A 17,967-nucleotide genomic window follows, 5' to 3' on the forward strand; every position below is an offset into this window, starting at 1 on the left:
CCTGACGAAGGTCATATTTATTTGGTGACTTTGGGTCGAACTTTGCGACAAACAACATTAGATTATGTCTAAAAAAATCGCACATTCATTTCATATTCCCGTGATGGGATTAGGCTTTACCATTGATACTCCTGTCAAAGTAGCTCATTTGGGAATTTCCTCCGTTATATCCATTATGGATGACCATCTGGTGGAGGAAATGAGAGAAGTTCATTCTAAAGCTAATGGCAGGGTGTTCATTCCTATATTGAAAACAGAAAATGATTATCGTGCGAAGCGCATTCAGGCGTATTTGAATTTAGTCAATGAACTGGTGAATGAGAAGATTGAGGCCATGCGCCTTCAATCGTGGGAAGAGGGAACAGATTTACATCGCTATTTTGAGTTATTACCTGAAACGTCTCCTTTGAAACAAGCCTATCAAACGTGGCTGTTGACGAAAGAAGAGTCTTTAGAAAATTACCTAAGAGAAAGCATTATTCCTGGTTCCATCGATGTGAATATCATGTCTAAAGTGAATAAAACCAATTATAGCAAAGAGGGGGAAGCTTTGGAAAAGGAGTATGCCGATGCTTTATCAGCCCTTCGGGGATATGCGCTGAGCGACTTAAAATCTTCTGTTATTTTTTCAGCGGGATATAATCCTTTGCTGTATAGTTATATCGAGCAGTTTGGCGACTTTTTTCCTAATGAGCAAGGAGAATTAAAGAAGCAAATCATCTTGAAAGTGAGTGATTTTAGAAGTGCTTTGACTCAAGGGAAACTGTTGGCCAAGAAAGGGCTTTGGATTTCTGAATTCCGAATAGAATCTGGGCTGAATTGTGGAGGTCATGCCTTTGCTACGGATGGCTTATTGTTGGGCCCCATTTTGGAAGAATTTAAGCGTAGTCGGGAGGAAATGAAGCAAGAGCTTTTTGACATGTGTCAAAAAGTATTGACGGAAAAAGAGGGAATCCGTTTTTCTGAATTACCTGAAATGCGGATAACGGTCCAGGGAGGAATAGGAACCAGTGAGGAGAATGAATTTTTATTGGATCATTATCAAACCCAAGGAACGGGATGGGGAAGTCCATTTTTGTTGGTTCCTGAGGCGACTAATGTCGACGAGGCTACTTTAGCTGCCTTGGCCACCGCAGAAGAGTCTGACTATTATATGAGCCATGCTTCGCCTTTGGGAGTGCCGTTTAATAATTTCAGAAAGAGTAGTTCAGAAAAGCAGCGCTTGGAAAGAATAGAAAAAGGAAAACCAGGTAGTCCATGTAATTTGGAGTATTTATCCACCAATACTGAATTCACAGAAAAGCCAATTTGTACGGCATCCCGCCAGTACCAACATGCTAAAATTAAGGAATTAGAAGCACAGAATTTGCCTAAAAATGAATTCCAAAAATTGTTTGATAAGATTACAGAAAAGGCTTGTTTATGTACTGGCTTAGGGACTTCTGTATTAAAAAATCATGGGATCAAACCAAAGCATCATTTGAATTCCATAGCCATTTGTCCTGGCCCGAATTTAGCCTATTTCTCAGGAGTCTATTCTTTAAAAGAAATGGTAGATCATATTTATGGTCGGATCAATATTTTAAATACTAAAAATCGCCCTAATTTGTTTGTCAAGGAACTAGGCTTGTATGTAGATTACCTTAAAAATGAATTGGCAGAAAGTATCGAAAACATGAATGTCAAACAAGAGCGATATTTGAAGACATTCAAACAAAACTTGTTGGCAGGTGTCGAGTACTACAAAGCGCTACAGGTTCCCAATTGGAATGATATGTTACCCGATTTGAAGCAATTGGAAAGCCGTATTGAGGCTTTAGTCATTCCTAGTTTGGAAAGAAATTTGGCCTAATCTGAGTCTTTTCTCTAGCTAAGGGCAGATTTCAATGTAGAGTTTTTGGGCAGGAGTTGGGCTATAGGCCAGGCATTGGGCACAGGTATTTTCTTTAGGCGGATTGATGATTTTGAAGGTAAAGCTGTCGCCCTCCTTGATGTTGGATGGAAAGGTACAAATACTGGCTAAGGCAAATACATGTTGGAAATTTTCCTCTGTGTTGGGATTTTTCCAATTAACGGCCACTTTTGAGGTGTCAATGTCTTTATTGACAGCTTCAATCACATAATTCATGCAGATTCCCTGCAGCACTAATTTCCCTTGGTAACACCTTGGGCTGATTTTTTCAGCACTTTTGCAGTGCATAAGAAGAGGAAGTAAGAGTAATATTCCGTACTTTTTCATTGTTTTTGTAGTTATTCACTATACGCTTCATGACTGAAATTTATTGTCACAGGCTAGACAATTGTTTTCAAATGTTCAAAGCTTGAAACTAGATTAAAGCTGGTAAATTTTTGAATGAATCATTATTTTCTATGGAATTAAAGAAAAAGGTACATCTGGTTTTAGGAAGTGGGGGGGCAAGAGGCTTTGCGCACATGGGGGTCATCGATGTGCTGGAAGAGCAAAATTATGAGATTATCAGTGTGACAGGCTGCTCCATGGGTGCCGTTGTGGGAGGTATTTATGCAGCAGGTTTTCATGAGGCCTATAAAAGCTGGGCTTTGGGATTAACGAAATCCAAGGTATTTAGCTTATTGGATTTTACCTTAGGTAAACATGGTTTTGTGAAAGGAGAACGAATTTTTGAAGTATTATCCCAGTTCATCAACGTCCCTCAGATAGAAGACTTTCGGATTCCATTTACAGCTGTTGCGGCTGATATGTATACCAAAAAAGAAGTCTGGTTCCAGTCTGGGGATTTGTATCGAGCGCTGCGAGCATCCATTGCTATTCCGGGCATATTTACGCCCGTCATAGATGGAGAGCATGTGTTGGTGGATGGAGGAGTGCTTAATCCTTTACCTTTGAATGTGGTGAACAAACAAGCTGGAGAAATGGTTATTGCGGTTGATTTAAATGGAGATGCTCCGTTTTTTGTTTTACCAGAAAAGATTGAATCGGAGGATTCAGAGCTTCTGAAAGGAATCAAAGAATGGCTCGCAAAAAATTGGATTAGTCCAGCTCCTAAGGATTTATCCACTTTGGCTAGTACGAAATCCCTGAGTGATATCTTGTTTTACTCTTATGAAATGACGCAGGATAAGGTGACTGAAATGATGGTAGATAAATACCAACCAGATATATTAATTGAAATACCTAAATCGATATCCTCTATTTTTGAATTTGATCGAGCCAAAGAATTGATTGCATTTGGTCGGAAGGCTTGCTTGAAGGCGATGGCTGATACAACAAAATCAACAAGTTAGTCATGAAAAGTAAGGTGTTTTTTCTGGGTTTTTTACTGAGTGTATGGCTTTGTTCGGCTTGTAAAAGAGAAGAACTTCCTCATTCTTCTTGCCTCAAAGGCAGGTTGGCCGTGAAGGGAATTTGTATGAATTATGTGATTGAGGTAATCGAAGGGCAAGTGGATAGTAGTCAGGTAGAAAAGCTATGGAAGAATCCGATGACGGGTAAAACGTATACTCAGGCTTTTGCTTTGAGGAGTATTTGTTCCTTTCCTGAAAACATGAAGGAGGGCGATGAATTTCACTTCAATATTGCTGCATTACCAGAAGATAAAATGTGCGCTCAATGTAAGGCATATAGCCCTGTACCTAGTAGGGGACTTTCCATTAAACTATGTGATTAAAGGTTTGCTTAGTTTAATCAGGCTAATTCTATCCCGAGAACCTGATTTAATTCTGTACGTAATAATCCGCTGCCTCCACCAAAATGTTCCACGATTTTTACGCTTGGATGAATTTGAGCTACTATCTGTGAAATTTCTTTTTCCTGATCTAAGCTCAAGCCGCTGCTGAAAAGCAATATGTCAAGAGGGCTTTTCAGGCATATAGATGGGATTTCTTCTAGCTGACAAGTACCCTGAGCAGAAAGCTCGGGGTACTTATTCACTAGTTTAATAAGCAATGCGACGATTGCTTCGTTTTTCCCTACGACTAAGACATTAAATATTTTCATGTTGAGCATAGGATAAAATAATGGCTAGGCTTTTACTAATTGGATTTCTCCAGCGATTTTAATTTCCTCACTGACTAAAACGCCACCTGTTTCTAAAGCTGCATTCCAGTTTAAACCGAAATCCGTACGGTTAATTTTCGTGTTGATGGTAAATCCAGCCTTTACATTTCCCCAAGGATCTTTGGCTACACCACCGAATTCCACATGAATTTTTACTGGTTTGGTAACGTCTTTGATGGTCAAATCACCTAATAGGTTAAACTCATCATCGCTAGATTTTTCGATGCCCGTAGAGCTAAAGCTGATGTTTTCAAATTTGTCTGTTTCAAAGAAATCAGCACTAGCCAAGTGAGCATCACGTTGTTCGTTTCCTGTGGTGATACTAGCTGCTTTGGCTGTGAAATTGATCTTTGCGTCAGCAAAAGATTCGTCAGAGCTTTCAGCATTTACATTGAAATCAGCAAATCCACCCGTCACGTTCGTGATCATTAAGTGCTTTACTTTAAATTGAATTTCTGAGTGAGTCGGGTCTAATGCCCATGTTAAATTTGCCATGTTTGTTGGTTGTTTACTATGTTAATTATTTATGAGTTAAATGTGCATAGGGACTTCCATGAGAAGAATTTTTGCATTTTCAGCTGTTGCTTTTACATCGAAGCCATCAAGCTCCCAAAGGCCTATTCCATCCCGACGATCCAAATCGATTCCATCGATGTTGAATTGTCCTTCCAGAACAAAGGCATAAACGCCATTTCCTGGTTTTTTTATTTGATAGTGAGCGCTTTTTCCTTCTTCAAAATGACCTAAGTGAAACCAAGCATCTTGATGTATCCATACACCTTCATCTTCTGGATTGGGGGATAGGATTTGCTGCAATTGATTTAGGCTATCCTTATGTTGCAAGGTGATTTGGTCATAACGAGGCGTCACGTTTTTCTTATTGGGGAATACCCAAATCTGAAGGAATTTAACGGCTTCATCTTTATGGTGATTATATTCACTGTGGTAAATACCTGTTCCGGCACTCATTACTTGAATATCTCCTTGGCGAATAACCGCTACGTTACCCATACTATCCTTGTGCTCTAAATCTCCTTCCAATGGAATACTGATGATTTCCATGTTATCGTGTGGATGCTGGCCAAAACCCATTCCACCTTTGACCATATCATCATTGAGTACTCTTAGTGCGCCAAAATGAATTCTTGTTGGATCATAATAATTGGCGAAACTAAACGTGTGAGAGCTAAGTAACCATCCATGATTGGCTTTGCCCCTCGAGTCTGCTTTGTGTAAGATGCTCTTTGTCATATTGTTTTGAATTAACAATACAAAGGTCTGAACAAATAGTTCCCAAAAACATAATGTAGATTAAGAAAGCAAATGGAGCTAATTCATTAGAAAATAGCCTTAATTGAAAATGAATCAACAATTAAATGGATCTAAGGTATTCGCTGCGCATCTTACTTAGGAATTCTGGTGTGACACCGATGTAGGCAGCTATCAGCTTTTGTGGGACATCGTTAATTAAAGTAGGAAAGGTTTGGCAAAAATTGGCATAGCGCTGCTTGGCACTTAAGCTGAGATTATCAATGAGTCTTTGTCGATAAGCTACTAGGGAGTTTTCTGTCAAAATCCGAAAATACCTTTCTAGTGCTGGGATTTTATCAAATAGCATCAATTGGTCTTTTCGACTAAGTAATACCACTTCGGAATCCATGATGGCTTGAACACTGAGATCACCGGGTTTTTGAGATATAAAACTGTACATGTCGGTAATCCACCAGTTGGCTGGGGCAAATTGCATGATATGTTCAAATCCATTTTCATCCAAAGAAAAGGATCTTAAACAGCCAGATATAACTAATGCGGCGTCTTTCGTGATTTCTCCTCGCTCAAATAAATATTCCTTTTTAGCAATTTTTACTTTTCTCCAGGTTTGGTTAATCAATTCACAATCCGCCTCACTTAGGGGAATGAGTTTTTTAATGTTGGCTAAAACTGGATTTTCCGACATGATGTTTAGAGAATCACCGTGTAGTCAATTTCCTGAAAATTGGCCACCGATGGTATCCATATGTTTTCGACAAAACGGACATGATCAGGATGATGGGTATAGGCTTCATATAAAGCATCTGTTTCAAACTGCATGATTAAGCCAAATTCATAGGAGTTTTTAGGACTAATTTCTCGAAGACACTCTAAGGATTGTACCCAAGGAATCTCCGCCAATTTTTTAGCTTCTGAAAAGAATAGATCACGCTGTTCTTGGCTAAGATCAGATTTGAATTGAAGAAAAACAGAATGGTAAATCATGGTTAAAAATTTATGTTCAAAGGTAGAAATATTTTGTTGAACTCAGATTTGAATCTTGAATAGATACTATTTTTTCCTTTATGCGCAGGGTCATACTTTATGGTTTTTTTTATCAGGAGCATAGGGTATTTAATTTTTTTTCGAAAAAATTGTATTATTTCTTTTTGCTCTTGTGTGTATAGCCAACCGTATAATAATCATTTATTCAATTTGCCTTGATTATCAAAAAGATACAATAGTTGGACCTCTAATTTTATAAGGATAGTTAAGGATGGTTGACTTTACTCAAATGAGTTAGTTGGGCCTAATAATATCATTGTTTCTGTAAATAGTTCTATTTGGGAAACAGGTATTATACAACCCTTTTACAACCAAACTCAAACCTCTTATTATGAAAAAACTATCATTACTAATTTTTTGTATGCTCCTGGTTTATCAAGGACTTGCTCAAAGTGTGCAAGTCCGAGGTAAGGTAAGCACTACCGGAGGAGTAGGAGTTCCTGGCACCTCGGTGTTAGAGAAAGGAACGAATAACGGTGCAGTAACCAACGCTAGCGGAGAATATTCCATTCGAGTAGCATCTAAAAACGCGGTTCTAAATTTTTCATCAGTAGGTTTATTACCTAAGTCGGAAGCAGTACAAGGGCGTACGGTGATCGATATTCTTTTGGAAGAAAATCAAAAAGAATTGACTGAAGTGGTGGTGGTTGGTTATGGTTCCCAAAGAAAACAAGACATCACTTCAGCCGTTTCAGTGATTGGCATGAAGGATATTGGGGAGCAGCCTGCTAGCAACATGAACCAATTATTACAGGGCCGTGCCTCTGGGGTTGTGGTGAAGCAAAAAGCGGGAACTCCTGGTGGAGCTTTTGAGGTGCGTGTTCGTGGTATAGGCTCTTTGGGAGCAGGTAGTGATCCATTGTATGTAATAGATGGATTTGTGGTGGGAACATCAGTGGGTTCTAATTTTAACCCCAACGATATCGAAAGTATTTCTGTGTTGAAAGATGCGGCTTCTACTGCCATCTATGGAGCAAGAGGTTCAAACGGGGTAGTTTTAATCACGACGAAAAATGCACAAGAAGGAAAAGTGAATGTGAATTTCTCCTTGGATTATGGAGTAAACAGTATTCCTGATTCGCGTCGGGTGAAAATGTTAAATGGTCAAGAGTTTGCTCAATTCAAGAAAGATGTCTTTATGGATGCCATTCGAATTTTGCAAAATAGAGAACCCTCTTTAGAAGAAGTTCCCATTGGATATCGTTATCCTGAGCAGACCAAATATTCTACCGATTGGTTTGGTGCCATCATCAACAAGAATTCGGCCTATCAGGATGCCAACTTGACCATTAGTTCGGGTAAAGGGCCAATCAAGTCGATGTTTTCTGTGGGTTACTATAAAGAAGATGGAACCATCATGAACACCGATTATGATCGTATCTCGATACGTTCCAATAACGGGGGTCAGGTGAATAAGTTTTTAACGGTGGGTTTGAATGTCAATGGAAGTTTGACTCGTCAAAATGTTGCTAATACTGACGGACGTAGTGCTTTGGTTGGTGGAGCCTTATTGATGGATCCTCGGGAACCGATTTACAATGCCGATGGAACGATGCGTCCTTATATTGGTGGTGTAGATGGAGCCTTTGGATTTCCTAACCCAGTATATTTATTGCAAAACGTTATTCGTAAACGAAATATTTCGGATGTGTTAGCCAATGCCTTTGCTGAGTTTACGATCCTGGATGGTTTGAAATTTAGAACTTCCGTTAATGGTAAAATGAATTTCAATCGATTTAAAGAATATGTTCCGTCGACAATTGGAGCATCAGTGGCTTCGGGTACTTCAGGAGCACCTCCGAGAATTGCTACGGCACGTGATATTTCAGAGCAATTACAAAACGTATCATTTGATGAATTGCTGACTTATTCTCCTAAAATTGGAGAAGAGCATAAATTAGATGCTATGGTTGGTTTTACTTCACAGAAAGAGCAAGTGTATGGAATTGATGGTTCAGCCAATACTTTTCCAGATGATTTGGTTCCTTATTTAGGAGCGGGGTCTATTCGTTCATCCAACTCCTATGAATATAGCTGGTCCTTATTAGCCTATTTTGCTCGTGTCAATTATGCTCTGAAAGACAAGTATTTATTCTCGGCTTCCTTCCGTAGAGAGGGTAGCTCACGTTTTGGAGACAACAATAAATACGGAGATTTCCCAGCGGCTTCAGTGGGTTGGAGAATTTCTGAAGAACCATTCATGAAGGACCTCAGCTTTATTAATGACATGAAACTTCGTGTCAGCTGGGGAGTAACAGGTAACAATAACATCGGTAACTATCCTAGCTTAGCTTTCGTAGGGGCCAATAACTACATCTTAGGAAATAGCTTCGCAGCAGGTAAGGTGATCAGTTCATTTGCTAACTCGTCATTGAAATGGGAGAAGTCGGATCAATTAGACATTGGTTTAGATTTAGCCACATTTAATAATAAGTTGACATTCACCTTTGAATATTATAAAAAGGTAACCAACGACATGCTATTGCCTGTTTCTATTCCAGCAGTATCTGGTTTTACTACGAGTTTGGATAACATTGGTCAGGTTCAAAATACGGGAGTTGAATTAAGTGCGGATTATCGTACCAGTTTTGGTCCAGTGAATTTCAGAACGAACATGAATGTGACCATGAATCAGAGTAAAATTTTGGCCATTAAGGGAGCCAATGATATGCTTTGGTATGGAGGTTTTTATGGCGGATACAATGTCATGAAAGTGGGTCGTCCTATTGGTATGATTTATGGCTACAGAAAAGAAGGTATCTTCAATACGCAGGCAGAAATTGATGCTTGGGCTAAGCAAGACGGGGTTATACCTGGAGGTATGAAGTTCAAAGACATGAATGGTGATGGCGTTATTTCTTATGATACGCAAGACATGACAGAGATTGGCAATCCTAACCCTGCCTTTACTTGGGCATGGACCATGGCTGCTGATTATCGCCAGTGGGATTTGAACGTATTATTTGTAGGGGCACAGGATTTCGACATCTACCGCAATATTGAAGCATCTACCATGAACATGGACGGTGTATTTAACGTGTTGGATAAAGCGAAAGATCGCTGGAGATCAGCTAGCAACCAGGGGACTAATCCAAACGATAAAAACTCACAAGGAGGAACGAGTTATTTTAAATGGTCTCGTGAAAGTAGTGAGCGTTATGTGTATGACGGAAGTTATGTTTGGTTAAAGGCCGTGACTTTAGGATATAAACTTCCTAAAATGAGTAATATATTCAGTGAGTCTAGAGTATTCTTTACTGCGAATAACTTATTCTTATTCACCAATTACCCAGGAAATAACCCAGATGCAGGTGTTAGAGGTGGTACGGAATTGAACAATGACGATGAGGCATATCCAGTTCCTAGAACAGTAGCTCTTGGTGTTAAATTAAACTTCTAATTCTACAGAAATGAAAAAAATAACAGCTTCAATATTATTATCCTTTTGCTTCATCCAGTTCTCTTGTCAAGAAGACTTTTTGAAGACAACAGACCCTACGAGGATTGGTCGAGATTTGTTCTATCAAAACGAAACTCAATTCAATCAAGCTTTGAGTGGAATATATGGCCAATTACAAACGATTACTAACTCAGCCTATATTCAACAGGAATTTATGTCAGACAACACCACGCTAGACTTCAATCCATTGGATCGAGGAGGCGCTGCTGGTTGGGAGGCATTTGAATTCTCTACCGTAAATCAGGGAAATGGTGAAATAAATGCACTTTGGAATAACCATTATGCCACGATGTACAACATCAATTATGCCTTGGAAAAACTAGCTGCATCGACCATCGATGCCACGGCTAAGTCGGCCATAGAAGGACAATTGAAATTTTTACGCGCTTACCACTATTTCAATTTGACTCGTTATTTTGGAGATGTGGTATTAGCCACCAAAACCTTGTCTAATCCCAATGAATCCTTTGATTTAGTACGTTCACCTCAAGCCGAGGTATACAAGCAAATCGAAACGGATTTGGCCGATGCAGTTAAGTTATTACCTGCCACTTATCCAGCTTCTGGAAGAGGCAAGGCGACTAAAGGTGCAGCAGTAGCTTTATTAGGTAAAGTATATTTAACGAGAAAGAACTATGCAGCTGCAGCTACTACCTTAAAGGATGTTTTAAGTCTAGGCTATTCTTTGAATGCGAACTACAAAGACAATTTTGATCCAGCGAAGAAAAATGGACCAGAGTCAATTTTTGAGGTTCAATACCAAGGGGGTAACGACTTAGGGGAGCAAAGTAACTTCGTGTACGTTTTTGCGCCACGCTTGTCTCAAGGAGCTGTAACAGGTTATGCCAACACCACTCCAAGTGGAAGAAATATTCCCACTCGTGATATGATCAATGCCTATGAGGCAGGGGATTTACGTAAGGATATTTCTTTGAAAACGGGTTATACCTTGAACGGTACATTTGTTGGAATTCCTTATGTGGCTAAATACCAATATCCGCACACCATCTCCGGCCGTTCAGATAATAACTGGCCAGTTTTACGTTATTCAGATGCTTTATTGATGTTAGCAGAGTCTATCAATGAATCAGCGGGTCCTACAGCTGAAGCTTTAGGCTATGTGAATGCCATCCGTAAAAGAGCGGGATTAGCAGATTTGGCAGGTTTATCCAAAGAAGGATTACGTGCAGCCATCATGCAAGAGCGTCGTGTGGAATTGGCCTTTGAAAATCAGCGCTGGTTTGATTTACAAAGAACCATGACGCCTGCGGAATTGACTACATTCATGAATGGCCATGGTGCTAGAGAAAAGGCGAATCCAACGGTAGCTCGTGGAGGAATTGCCTTTAATGCCTTGGATTATGTGTATTCTGATTTTGAATATTACTTACCCATTCCTGCCCCGCAGATTTTGATTAACAGTAAATTAACCCAGAACCCAGGGTATAATTAAGGGATTTTTTATTTAGATTAATCTTTGTAAAATTGCCGAGTGCACGGACTTGCTCTCCGTGCCTCGGTAATACAAAGAGAGAAACCTATTATAACAACTTTTCTGTGCAAACTAGTACTGAACTTATTACCTTTTTAGGTCGATTACACCCTTTAATTGTCCATTTTCCCCTAAGTTTATTATGGGTGGTATTCCTGCTGGAAGTAATTTCCTGGAGGCAGTCATCCCATCAATTCAAACCAGCCATTCATTTGATGTTATGGGTAGTCAGTATTTCTGCCCTATTGGCCGTAGCATTTGGATTGATTCTCTCCAATCAAGATGATTATACCGGAAGCACGGTAGTATGGCATCAATGGTCTGGAATCGCCACCTTGGTTTTAACCGCATTGGCTTTATTAGCTTTTAAAGCGGATGAAACGAAATCCTATCGGGCATTATTATTACTCTCTGTTTTTGGAGTCACTTTTGCTGGCCATTATGGAGCCATGTTGACTCATGGTGATGATTATTTAAGTTCTGCTTGGAACTCTGAAATAGCCAAGGATTCAACTTCCGTGGTGCCAAAAATTGACATCAAAAAATTACAAGGAGATATCAATGTAGATCAGAAAGAAGCATTGGCTATTGAGGCTAGAAGCATTTTGACCAAACATTGTACCAATTGTCATGGTACCAAAAAAGTAAAAGGTAAGCTCCGTTTAGACGAGCTGAAATATGTCCTAAAAGGAGGTGAAAATGGAGACGCTTTGATTATCGGCCATCCTGAAAAAAGCGATATCATTCATCGCATCAAATTACCTGCTAGTCATGATGACGCCATGCCCACTAAAGGTAAGCGCTTGACTAAAGCGGAAATTGAAGTGTTGGAAACATGGATTAAGCAAGGAGCCCCTTGGCCTAATTCTCCAAACACGACACGTCCTTTAGCCTTACCTGAAGAAAAGGAAAAGGATCTTGCTGTTGCCAACGACTTACCTACTGGACCTGTTCCAGCGGCCTTTCAAGAAGGAGAAAATGCCTTGGCTAGTCCAGCAGTCCAGCTATTGAATACGAATCAAGTAGATGAATTGAACATCAAAGTTCGAACCATCTTAGCCCATAATTGCTACAGCTGCCATAATGCCACCAAAACCAAAGGTAAGCTTCGCTTAGATAAGAAAGAACTCCTGTTTAAAGGGGGTGAAAGCGGGCCTATTTTAGTGGCAGGATACCCTGAAAAAAGTGATATTATTCATCGGGTGAAATTACCAGAAGGACATGATGATGCCATGCCAACTAAAGGCAAGCGCTTAACAAAAGAAGACATCGCTTTACTTGAATTTTGGATTAAACAAGGTGCTCCATGGCCAACGGGTCCGGAGAAAAGCTTGTACCGGGTAGCTACATTAGAGCCTCGTTTGCCGAATCTTCCATCGGCCAATGCTCAAGCCCAAAAGCCTATTGATTTATTTGTAGATCAATATTTTAAGAAAAATAAGATTGCTTGGAAAAAACCCGTCGATGACGCCACCTACATTCGTCGAGTTTATTTAGATGTCCAGGGTTTACTACCTAACCCACAAGCCATACAAAGCTTTATTTCGGATAAAAGAGCCAATAAAAGGGAACTTTTAGTTCAATCCTTGTTGAGCGACAACTCAGCTTATGCCCAGCATTGGTTTAGTTTCTGGAATGATGCTTTGAGAAATGATTATTCTGGAACTGGCTACATCACGGGTGGTCGCTTTGGCATATCAAAATGGCTGTATGGCTCTTTGAAAAATAATAAGTCGTATGATCAATTTGTTAAAGAATTAATTAATCCTAACAAGGAGTCAGAAGGTTTTATCAAAGGGATTAAATGGAGAGGAACGATTAATTCCAGTCAAAGCACCGAGATGCAAGCGGCGCAAAATGTGGCTCAAGTATTTCTTGGCTTAAACTTGAAATGTGCTTCTTGTCACGATAGCTTTATTAGTGATTGGAAATTGGATGATGCTTATGCCTTCGCCAATGTTTTTGCCGACCAAACCTTGGAGATTCATAAATGTGATCTACCTACTGGTCGCATGGCTGGCCGTGGCGTCTTGTATAATTCACTTGGTAAAATTAAAGAAACACCCATCACAGCCGATCGCTTGGTTCAGCTGGCCGATATATTAGTTCAAAAGAAAAATGGTCGCCTTTACCGTACTTTGGTCAACCGGGTTTGGGCACAATTGATGGGACGCGGTATTGTAGAACCTGTCGATGTGATGGACAATGAACCATGGAGTCAGGATTTATTGGATTATTTGGCCTATGATTTTGCCAATAATGGTTCAGATATGAAGCGTTTAATGTTTCAAATTCTCACCTCTAAAACTTATCAATTACCTACGGTAGGTTTCAAAGAAGTGTCCATGTTGACAGCTTCCAATTATGTTTTTAAAGGAATGACAAAACGTCGATTAACTGCCGAGCAATTTGCTGATGCGGTGAGTCAATCTTTCTTCCCATTGTATTCGGATTCTGCCTTGGCGGTCAAGATGTTGCCTGCTGATATCAAAAAGGATATTCCTTTTGCTCGGGCCGCTTTGGTTAAAAATGATCCGTTTTTAACGGCATTAGGCAGGCCAAACCGAGAGACAGTATCCACGAGTAGAACCTCTCAAGCCAATTTATTACAAGCATTGGAATTGACGAATGGAGTTAAATTCAATTATACCTTGAATACTGGAGCTAAGATTTGGGTAGCCAAATATAGCAGTAGTGATGCCTTGGTCAACGCTTTGTATCGTCAGGCTTTGGGAAGGAACCCAAGTTCTCGTGAGATGGAATTGGCCATTCGATACTTGGGTAAAAAACCGAGTATAGAAGGAGTTCAGGATTTTGTATGGGCTATCACCTTACTTCCTGAATTTCAATTAATTATCTAAGTTTTGAAACAGAATATCGTGTATTTTTGTATATGAAGACGAATTATAACAGAAGGGAATTTTTACAGAATACGAGCATGGCCACCTTGGCGGCTATGGGGATGAACTCGCCTATGGCTAGTTTGCTCGCAGGCTCTAATAATCCGATTGCCCAAAGGGCTGCTTCGGCAGATACCGTGATCCTGTTATGGATGGCAGGTGGCATGGCACATACTGAGACATTTGACCCGAAACGATATACGCCATATGAAAAAGGAATGGAAGGGAATCGAGTGCTAAGTACGTTCAAATCCGTGCCTACTAAATTGGATGGAATTCATTTTTCAGAGGGATTGGAAGGCATAGGTGGTGTGATGGATAAAGGAACATTAATACGTTCTTATGTGGCTGCTGACTTAGGGCATATCTTGCATACTCGGCATCAATACAATTGGCATACCTGTTATGAACCTCCACAAACGGTGGCTGCACCTCACATGGGTGCCTGGATTGCCAAAGAATTAGGCCCCAAAAATCCAGTTATTCCTGCTTTCATTGACATTGGTCAACGCTTTACTGTGGGGGAAGGAGAAGAGTTAAAAGCCTTTCACTCAGCAGGTTTTTTAGGAAATGAATTTGGCCCGTTTTTTATTCCAGATCCTAGCCAAGGTTTGGATAGTGTTCGCCCACCAGTAGGGATGAACATGAAGCGATTTGAAGGGAGAAATAAACTTTACAATGATTTAATAAGTAAAAGTCCGTTTGGGGATTTTGGTAGTGATTATCAGAAAGAATCCCTACGTCGTTCCATGGAGCAGGCTTATATTTTATTGAACTCTCCTGAGTCTAAAGCCTTTAATCTGAGTTCTGAGCCAAAAGAAAGCTATGATATTTATAATACGGGTCGCTTTGGACTAGGGTGTCTATTGGCTCGTCGATTGACCGAACAAGGAGCACGATTTATTTCAGTGACGACCGAATATGAACCATTCTTTGGTTTTGATACCCATGAAAATGGCCATACTCGTATGGTGGGTATGAAAAAGCAAATTGATGGTCCTGTGTCTCAATTGATTAAAGATTTGGATAAAACAGGTCATTTGGATAGAACTTTAGTGATCGTGGCCTCCGAGTTTAGTCGGGATATGATGGTCGAAGGCCGACCAGATCAAACGGTCAAGGAACAAGTCAACCAGCCAGAGATTCTAAACGACATGAAGTTTTATGGAATGCACCGCCACTTTACGGATGGATGCTCCATTCTCATGTTTGGAGGAGGCATCAAGCGTGGACATGTCTATGGCAAAACGGCAGATGAAAGACCTTGCAAAACCATTGAAAATCCAGTAAAAATTGCAGGGATACATCAAACCATGTATCATGCCTTAGGTATTAAGGCAGATACACAATATGAAATAGAGAAAAGACCTTTCTATACCACACCCGATGGGAAAGGTCAGGTGGTCAAAGATGTATTGATTGAAGCCTAATGAAAGGAATCCACGTTCTTTTAATCTATAGTTTGGTGCTTGGCTTGGCCATGGGCTTGGATTCTTGTTCATCGAATACTACTTCTCAAGCGAAGGAAGAACCGATCCCCGAATTGGTCAGTTATAATTTTGATATTCGTCCCATTTTATCGGATAAATGTTCCGCATGTCATGGACCAGATGCCAACAAACGAGAGGCTGGTTTACGATTAGATGATTCTGTGAGTGTGTTCAAAGCATTAAAAGAACATTCCAATGCCTATGCTTTAGTACCTGGGAAACCAGAGTTGTCGGAAGTGTTTTTACGTATCAGCACGGATGATACCACCAAAATGATGCCTCCCAAAGCCTCTCATTTGAAGTTATCTGCCCGAGAAATTGACCTCATTGAAAAGTGGATTAAGCAAGGGGCTAAGTATGAAAAGCACTGGGCTTTTGTAGCGCCCAAGAAACCGGCTCTTCCTGAAATAGACCAGCAAGATTGGGTAAAAAATGAGATCGATTATTTTGTGCTTCATAAAATGGAGCAGAAAGATTTAAGTCCAAACGAGGAGGCTGATAAAGAAAGATTATTGAAACGCGTGGCTTTAGACTTGAACGGCTTACCCCCAAGCTTGAGTCAAATGGATCGTTTTTTGGCAGACAAATCGCCCAAGGCCTACGAAAAAATGGTGGATGAGCTATTGAGGAATCCTAGTTATGGCGAGAAAATGGCCGTTTACTGGTTGGATTTGGCTCGTTATGCTGACTCACATGGTTATCAAGATGATGGTTACAGGACACAATGGCCTTGGCGTGATTGGGTCATACATGCTCTCAACAAAAACATGCCCTATAGTCAGTTCGTCACCTGGCAGCTAGCGGGAGATTTAGTGCCTACATCCACCCCAGCCCAAGCTAAAGAACAATTATTGGCCACGGGGTTTAACCGTAATCATAAAATTACGGAAGAAGGTGGGGTGATTCAGGAAGAATACCGGGTCAGTTATGTGGCTGATCGAAGTGATTTATTTGGCAAAGCATTTTTAGGGGTCACCATGGAATGTGCCCGTTGTCATGACCATAAATATGATCCCATTACCCAAAAAGATTATTACCAAACCTTCGCCTTTTTCAATAATGTAAAAGAGGTGGGAATAGAATCTGTGATTGGAGGCCCAGAAACATATGCCAAAAAGCCCTTGATGGAAATCAGCAATGAAGATGTTAAGGGAATCTTGAAGTTTATCAATAAACAAGATACATCGCGCTTGATTGTTTCTGTCATGAGTGATTTAGATACGGCACGTGTTAGTACGATCTTGAAACGAGGAAATTATGATGCACCCGGTGATGTGGTACAGCCAGCCATGCCCAGTGTCATTTTACCTTTTGCCAAAAACCTTCCCAAGAATAGATTAGGGCTTACCAAATGGCTTTTTGATCAAAAAAATCCCCTGACTTCCCGCGTATTTGTCAATCAGATGTGGCAAGAGTTTTTCGGAAAAGGGATTGTGAAAACAGCGGGGGACTTTGGTATGCAGGGGGAATTACCCACGAACCCCGCTTTACTGGATTGGCTAGCGGTCGACTTCATGGAGCACGGTTGGAATATCAAACGTTTGGTGAAACAAATGGTGATGTCGGCTACCTACCGCCAATCGGCCAAAATGAGTCCGGAGAAATTAGCTAAAGACCCTGAAAACACCTATTTATCTCGTTCTTCCCGCTCCCGAATCAATGCTGAATTTGTTCGAGATGTGGTCTTGTCGAGCAGTGGATTATTAGTGCCTATGATTGGCGGCCCCAGCGTGAAACCTTATCAACCTCCTGGATTATGGGAAGGGGCAACTTCAGGCCGTGGACTATTGTCGATGTATGTACAAGATCATGGAGCGAGTTTGTACCGGCGAGGAATGTATACTTTAATCAAAAGAACGGTTCCTCCTCCCACTATGAGCATTTTTGATGCGAGTAACCGCGATGTATGTGAGGTTAGAAGACTGAAAACGAATACACCTTTGCAGGCTTTGGTGATGATGAATGACCCTACAGTTCTGGAAGCTTCACGGGTATTGGCGGCTAAATTATTGCAAGAAAATAATCAGGTTTCGGATAAAATTAATAAAGCCTTTCGGATGATTGTTTGCAGGAAACCTACGGAGAAAGAGATGAGTATTTTGACTACGTACTATAGTAAAGAGTTGAAGAAAATCAATTTGAAACAAGCTAATAAATTGTTGGCTGTAGGGGAGTATCCTATTCCGAATCAGGTAGATAAACAGCTCTTAGCCGCATTAATGCGGGTGGTCAATACCATTTATAATTTAGAGGAAACCATTACTAGAACCTAA

14 protein-coding genes are annotated in these 17,967 nt (G+C 40.4%); 8 read left to right on the forward strand and 6 right to left on the reverse strand.

The window, feature by feature from the left end; genetic code table 11:
* Positions 1 to 64: 64 nt before the first annotated feature.
* Positions 65 to 1,852 (forward strand): hypothetical protein, encoded by a 1,788-nt coding sequence (locus EWU23_RS04600; RefSeq protein WP_166229329.1) that lies wholly within the window; start codon positions 65 to 67, stop codon positions 1,850 to 1,852.
* Positions 1,853 to 1,870: 18 nt separating this feature from the next.
* Here EWU23_RS04600 and EWU23_RS04605 read toward each other — a convergent pair whose 3' ends face one another.
* A complete protein-coding gene (locus tag EWU23_RS04605; protein WP_166229331.1) occupies positions 1,871 to 2,239 on the reverse strand; it encodes a hypothetical protein in 369 nt (122 codons plus the stop codon).
* A gap of 131 nt (positions 2,240 to 2,370) precedes the next feature.
* On the opposite strand from EWU23_RS04605, the gene EWU23_RS04610 reads away from it, so the two are divergent.
* Both EWU23_RS04610 and EWU23_RS04615 read left to right on the forward strand, forming a co-directional pair.
* A complete protein-coding gene (locus EWU23_RS04610) occupies positions 2,371 to 3,264 on the forward strand; it encodes a patatin-like phospholipase family protein (protein ID WP_166229333.1) in 894 nt (297 codons plus the stop codon).
* A gap of 2 nt (positions 3,265 to 3,266) precedes the next feature.
* The gene (locus EWU23_RS04615) at positions 3,267 to 3,647 is read left to right on the forward strand and encodes a hypothetical protein (protein WP_166229335.1); all 381 of its coding nucleotides are present in this window, start codon (positions 3,267 to 3,269) and stop codon (positions 3,645 to 3,647) included.
* A gap of 17 nt (positions 3,648 to 3,664) precedes the next feature.
* Here EWU23_RS04615 and EWU23_RS04620 read toward each other — a convergent pair whose 3' ends face one another.
* From EWU23_RS04620 to EWU23_RS04640, 5 genes are all read right to left on the reverse strand, one after another.
* Positions 3,665 to 3,976, reverse strand: coding sequence for a hypothetical protein (locus EWU23_RS04620; protein WP_166229337.1), 312 nt, complete (start codon positions 3,974 to 3,976; stop codon positions 3,665 to 3,667).
* Positions 3,977 to 4,000: 24 nt separating this feature from the next.
* Entirely contained in the window at positions 4,001 to 4,531 is a 531-nt protein-coding gene (locus EWU23_RS04625; RefSeq protein ID WP_166229339.1) for a YceI family protein, read from the reverse strand.
* Between the two features lie 36 nt (positions 4,532 to 4,567).
* The gene (locus EWU23_RS04630; RefSeq protein ID WP_166229341.1) at positions 4,568 to 5,287 is read right to left on the reverse strand and encodes a pirin family protein; all 720 of its coding nucleotides are present in this window, start codon (positions 5,285 to 5,287) and stop codon (positions 4,568 to 4,570) included.
* A 121-nt stretch (positions 5,288 to 5,408) separates the two neighbouring features.
* Positions 5,409 to 5,993, reverse strand: a complete 585-nt coding sequence (locus tag EWU23_RS04635) for a Crp/Fnr family transcriptional regulator (protein ID WP_166229343.1) — start codon at positions 5,991 to 5,993, stop codon at positions 5,409 to 5,411.
* A gap of 5 nt (positions 5,994 to 5,998) precedes the next feature.
* Positions 5,999 to 6,292 (reverse strand): Dabb family protein, encoded by a 294-nt coding sequence (locus tag EWU23_RS04640; protein WP_166229345.1) that lies wholly within the window; start codon positions 6,290 to 6,292, stop codon positions 5,999 to 6,001.
* Between the two features lie 391 nt (positions 6,293 to 6,683).
* Here EWU23_RS04640 and EWU23_RS04645 point away from each other — a divergent pair, with 391 nt between their 5' ends.
* From EWU23_RS04645 to EWU23_RS04665, 5 genes are all read left to right on the forward strand, one after another.
* Positions 6,684 to 9,752: a SusC/RagA family TonB-linked outer membrane protein gene (locus tag EWU23_RS04645; protein WP_166229347.1), complete on the forward strand. Its 3,069-nt coding sequence runs from the start codon at positions 6,684 to 6,686 to the stop codon at positions 9,750 to 9,752.
* A gap of 10 nt (positions 9,753 to 9,762) precedes the next feature.
* Positions 9,763 to 11,265: a RagB/SusD family nutrient uptake outer membrane protein gene (locus tag EWU23_RS04650; RefSeq protein WP_166229349.1), complete on the forward strand. Its 1,503-nt coding sequence runs from the start codon at positions 9,763 to 9,765 to the stop codon at positions 11,263 to 11,265.
* A gap of 104 nt (positions 11,266 to 11,369) precedes the next feature.
* Positions 11,370 to 14,165, forward strand: coding sequence for a DUF1549 domain-containing protein (locus tag EWU23_RS04655; protein WP_166229351.1), 2,796 nt, complete (start codon positions 11,370 to 11,372; stop codon positions 14,163 to 14,165).
* A gap of 32 nt (positions 14,166 to 14,197) precedes the next feature.
* Positions 14,198 to 15,634, forward strand: a complete 1,437-nt coding sequence (locus EWU23_RS04660; RefSeq protein ID WP_166229353.1) for a DUF1501 domain-containing protein — start codon at positions 14,198 to 14,200, stop codon at positions 15,632 to 15,634.
* The gene (locus EWU23_RS04665; protein ID WP_166229355.1) at positions 15,634 to 17,967 is read left to right on the forward strand and encodes a PSD1 and planctomycete cytochrome C domain-containing protein; all 2,334 of its coding nucleotides are present in this window, start codon (positions 15,634 to 15,636) and stop codon (positions 17,965 to 17,967) included. The genes EWU23_RS04660 and EWU23_RS04665 overlap by 1 nt, the downstream gene beginning before the upstream one ends.

The sequence above is a fragment of the Aquirufa beregesia genome (assembly GCF_011090385.1).
Lineage (GTDB): Bacteria > Bacteroidota > Bacteroidia > Cytophagales > Spirosomataceae > Aquirufa > Aquirufa beregesia.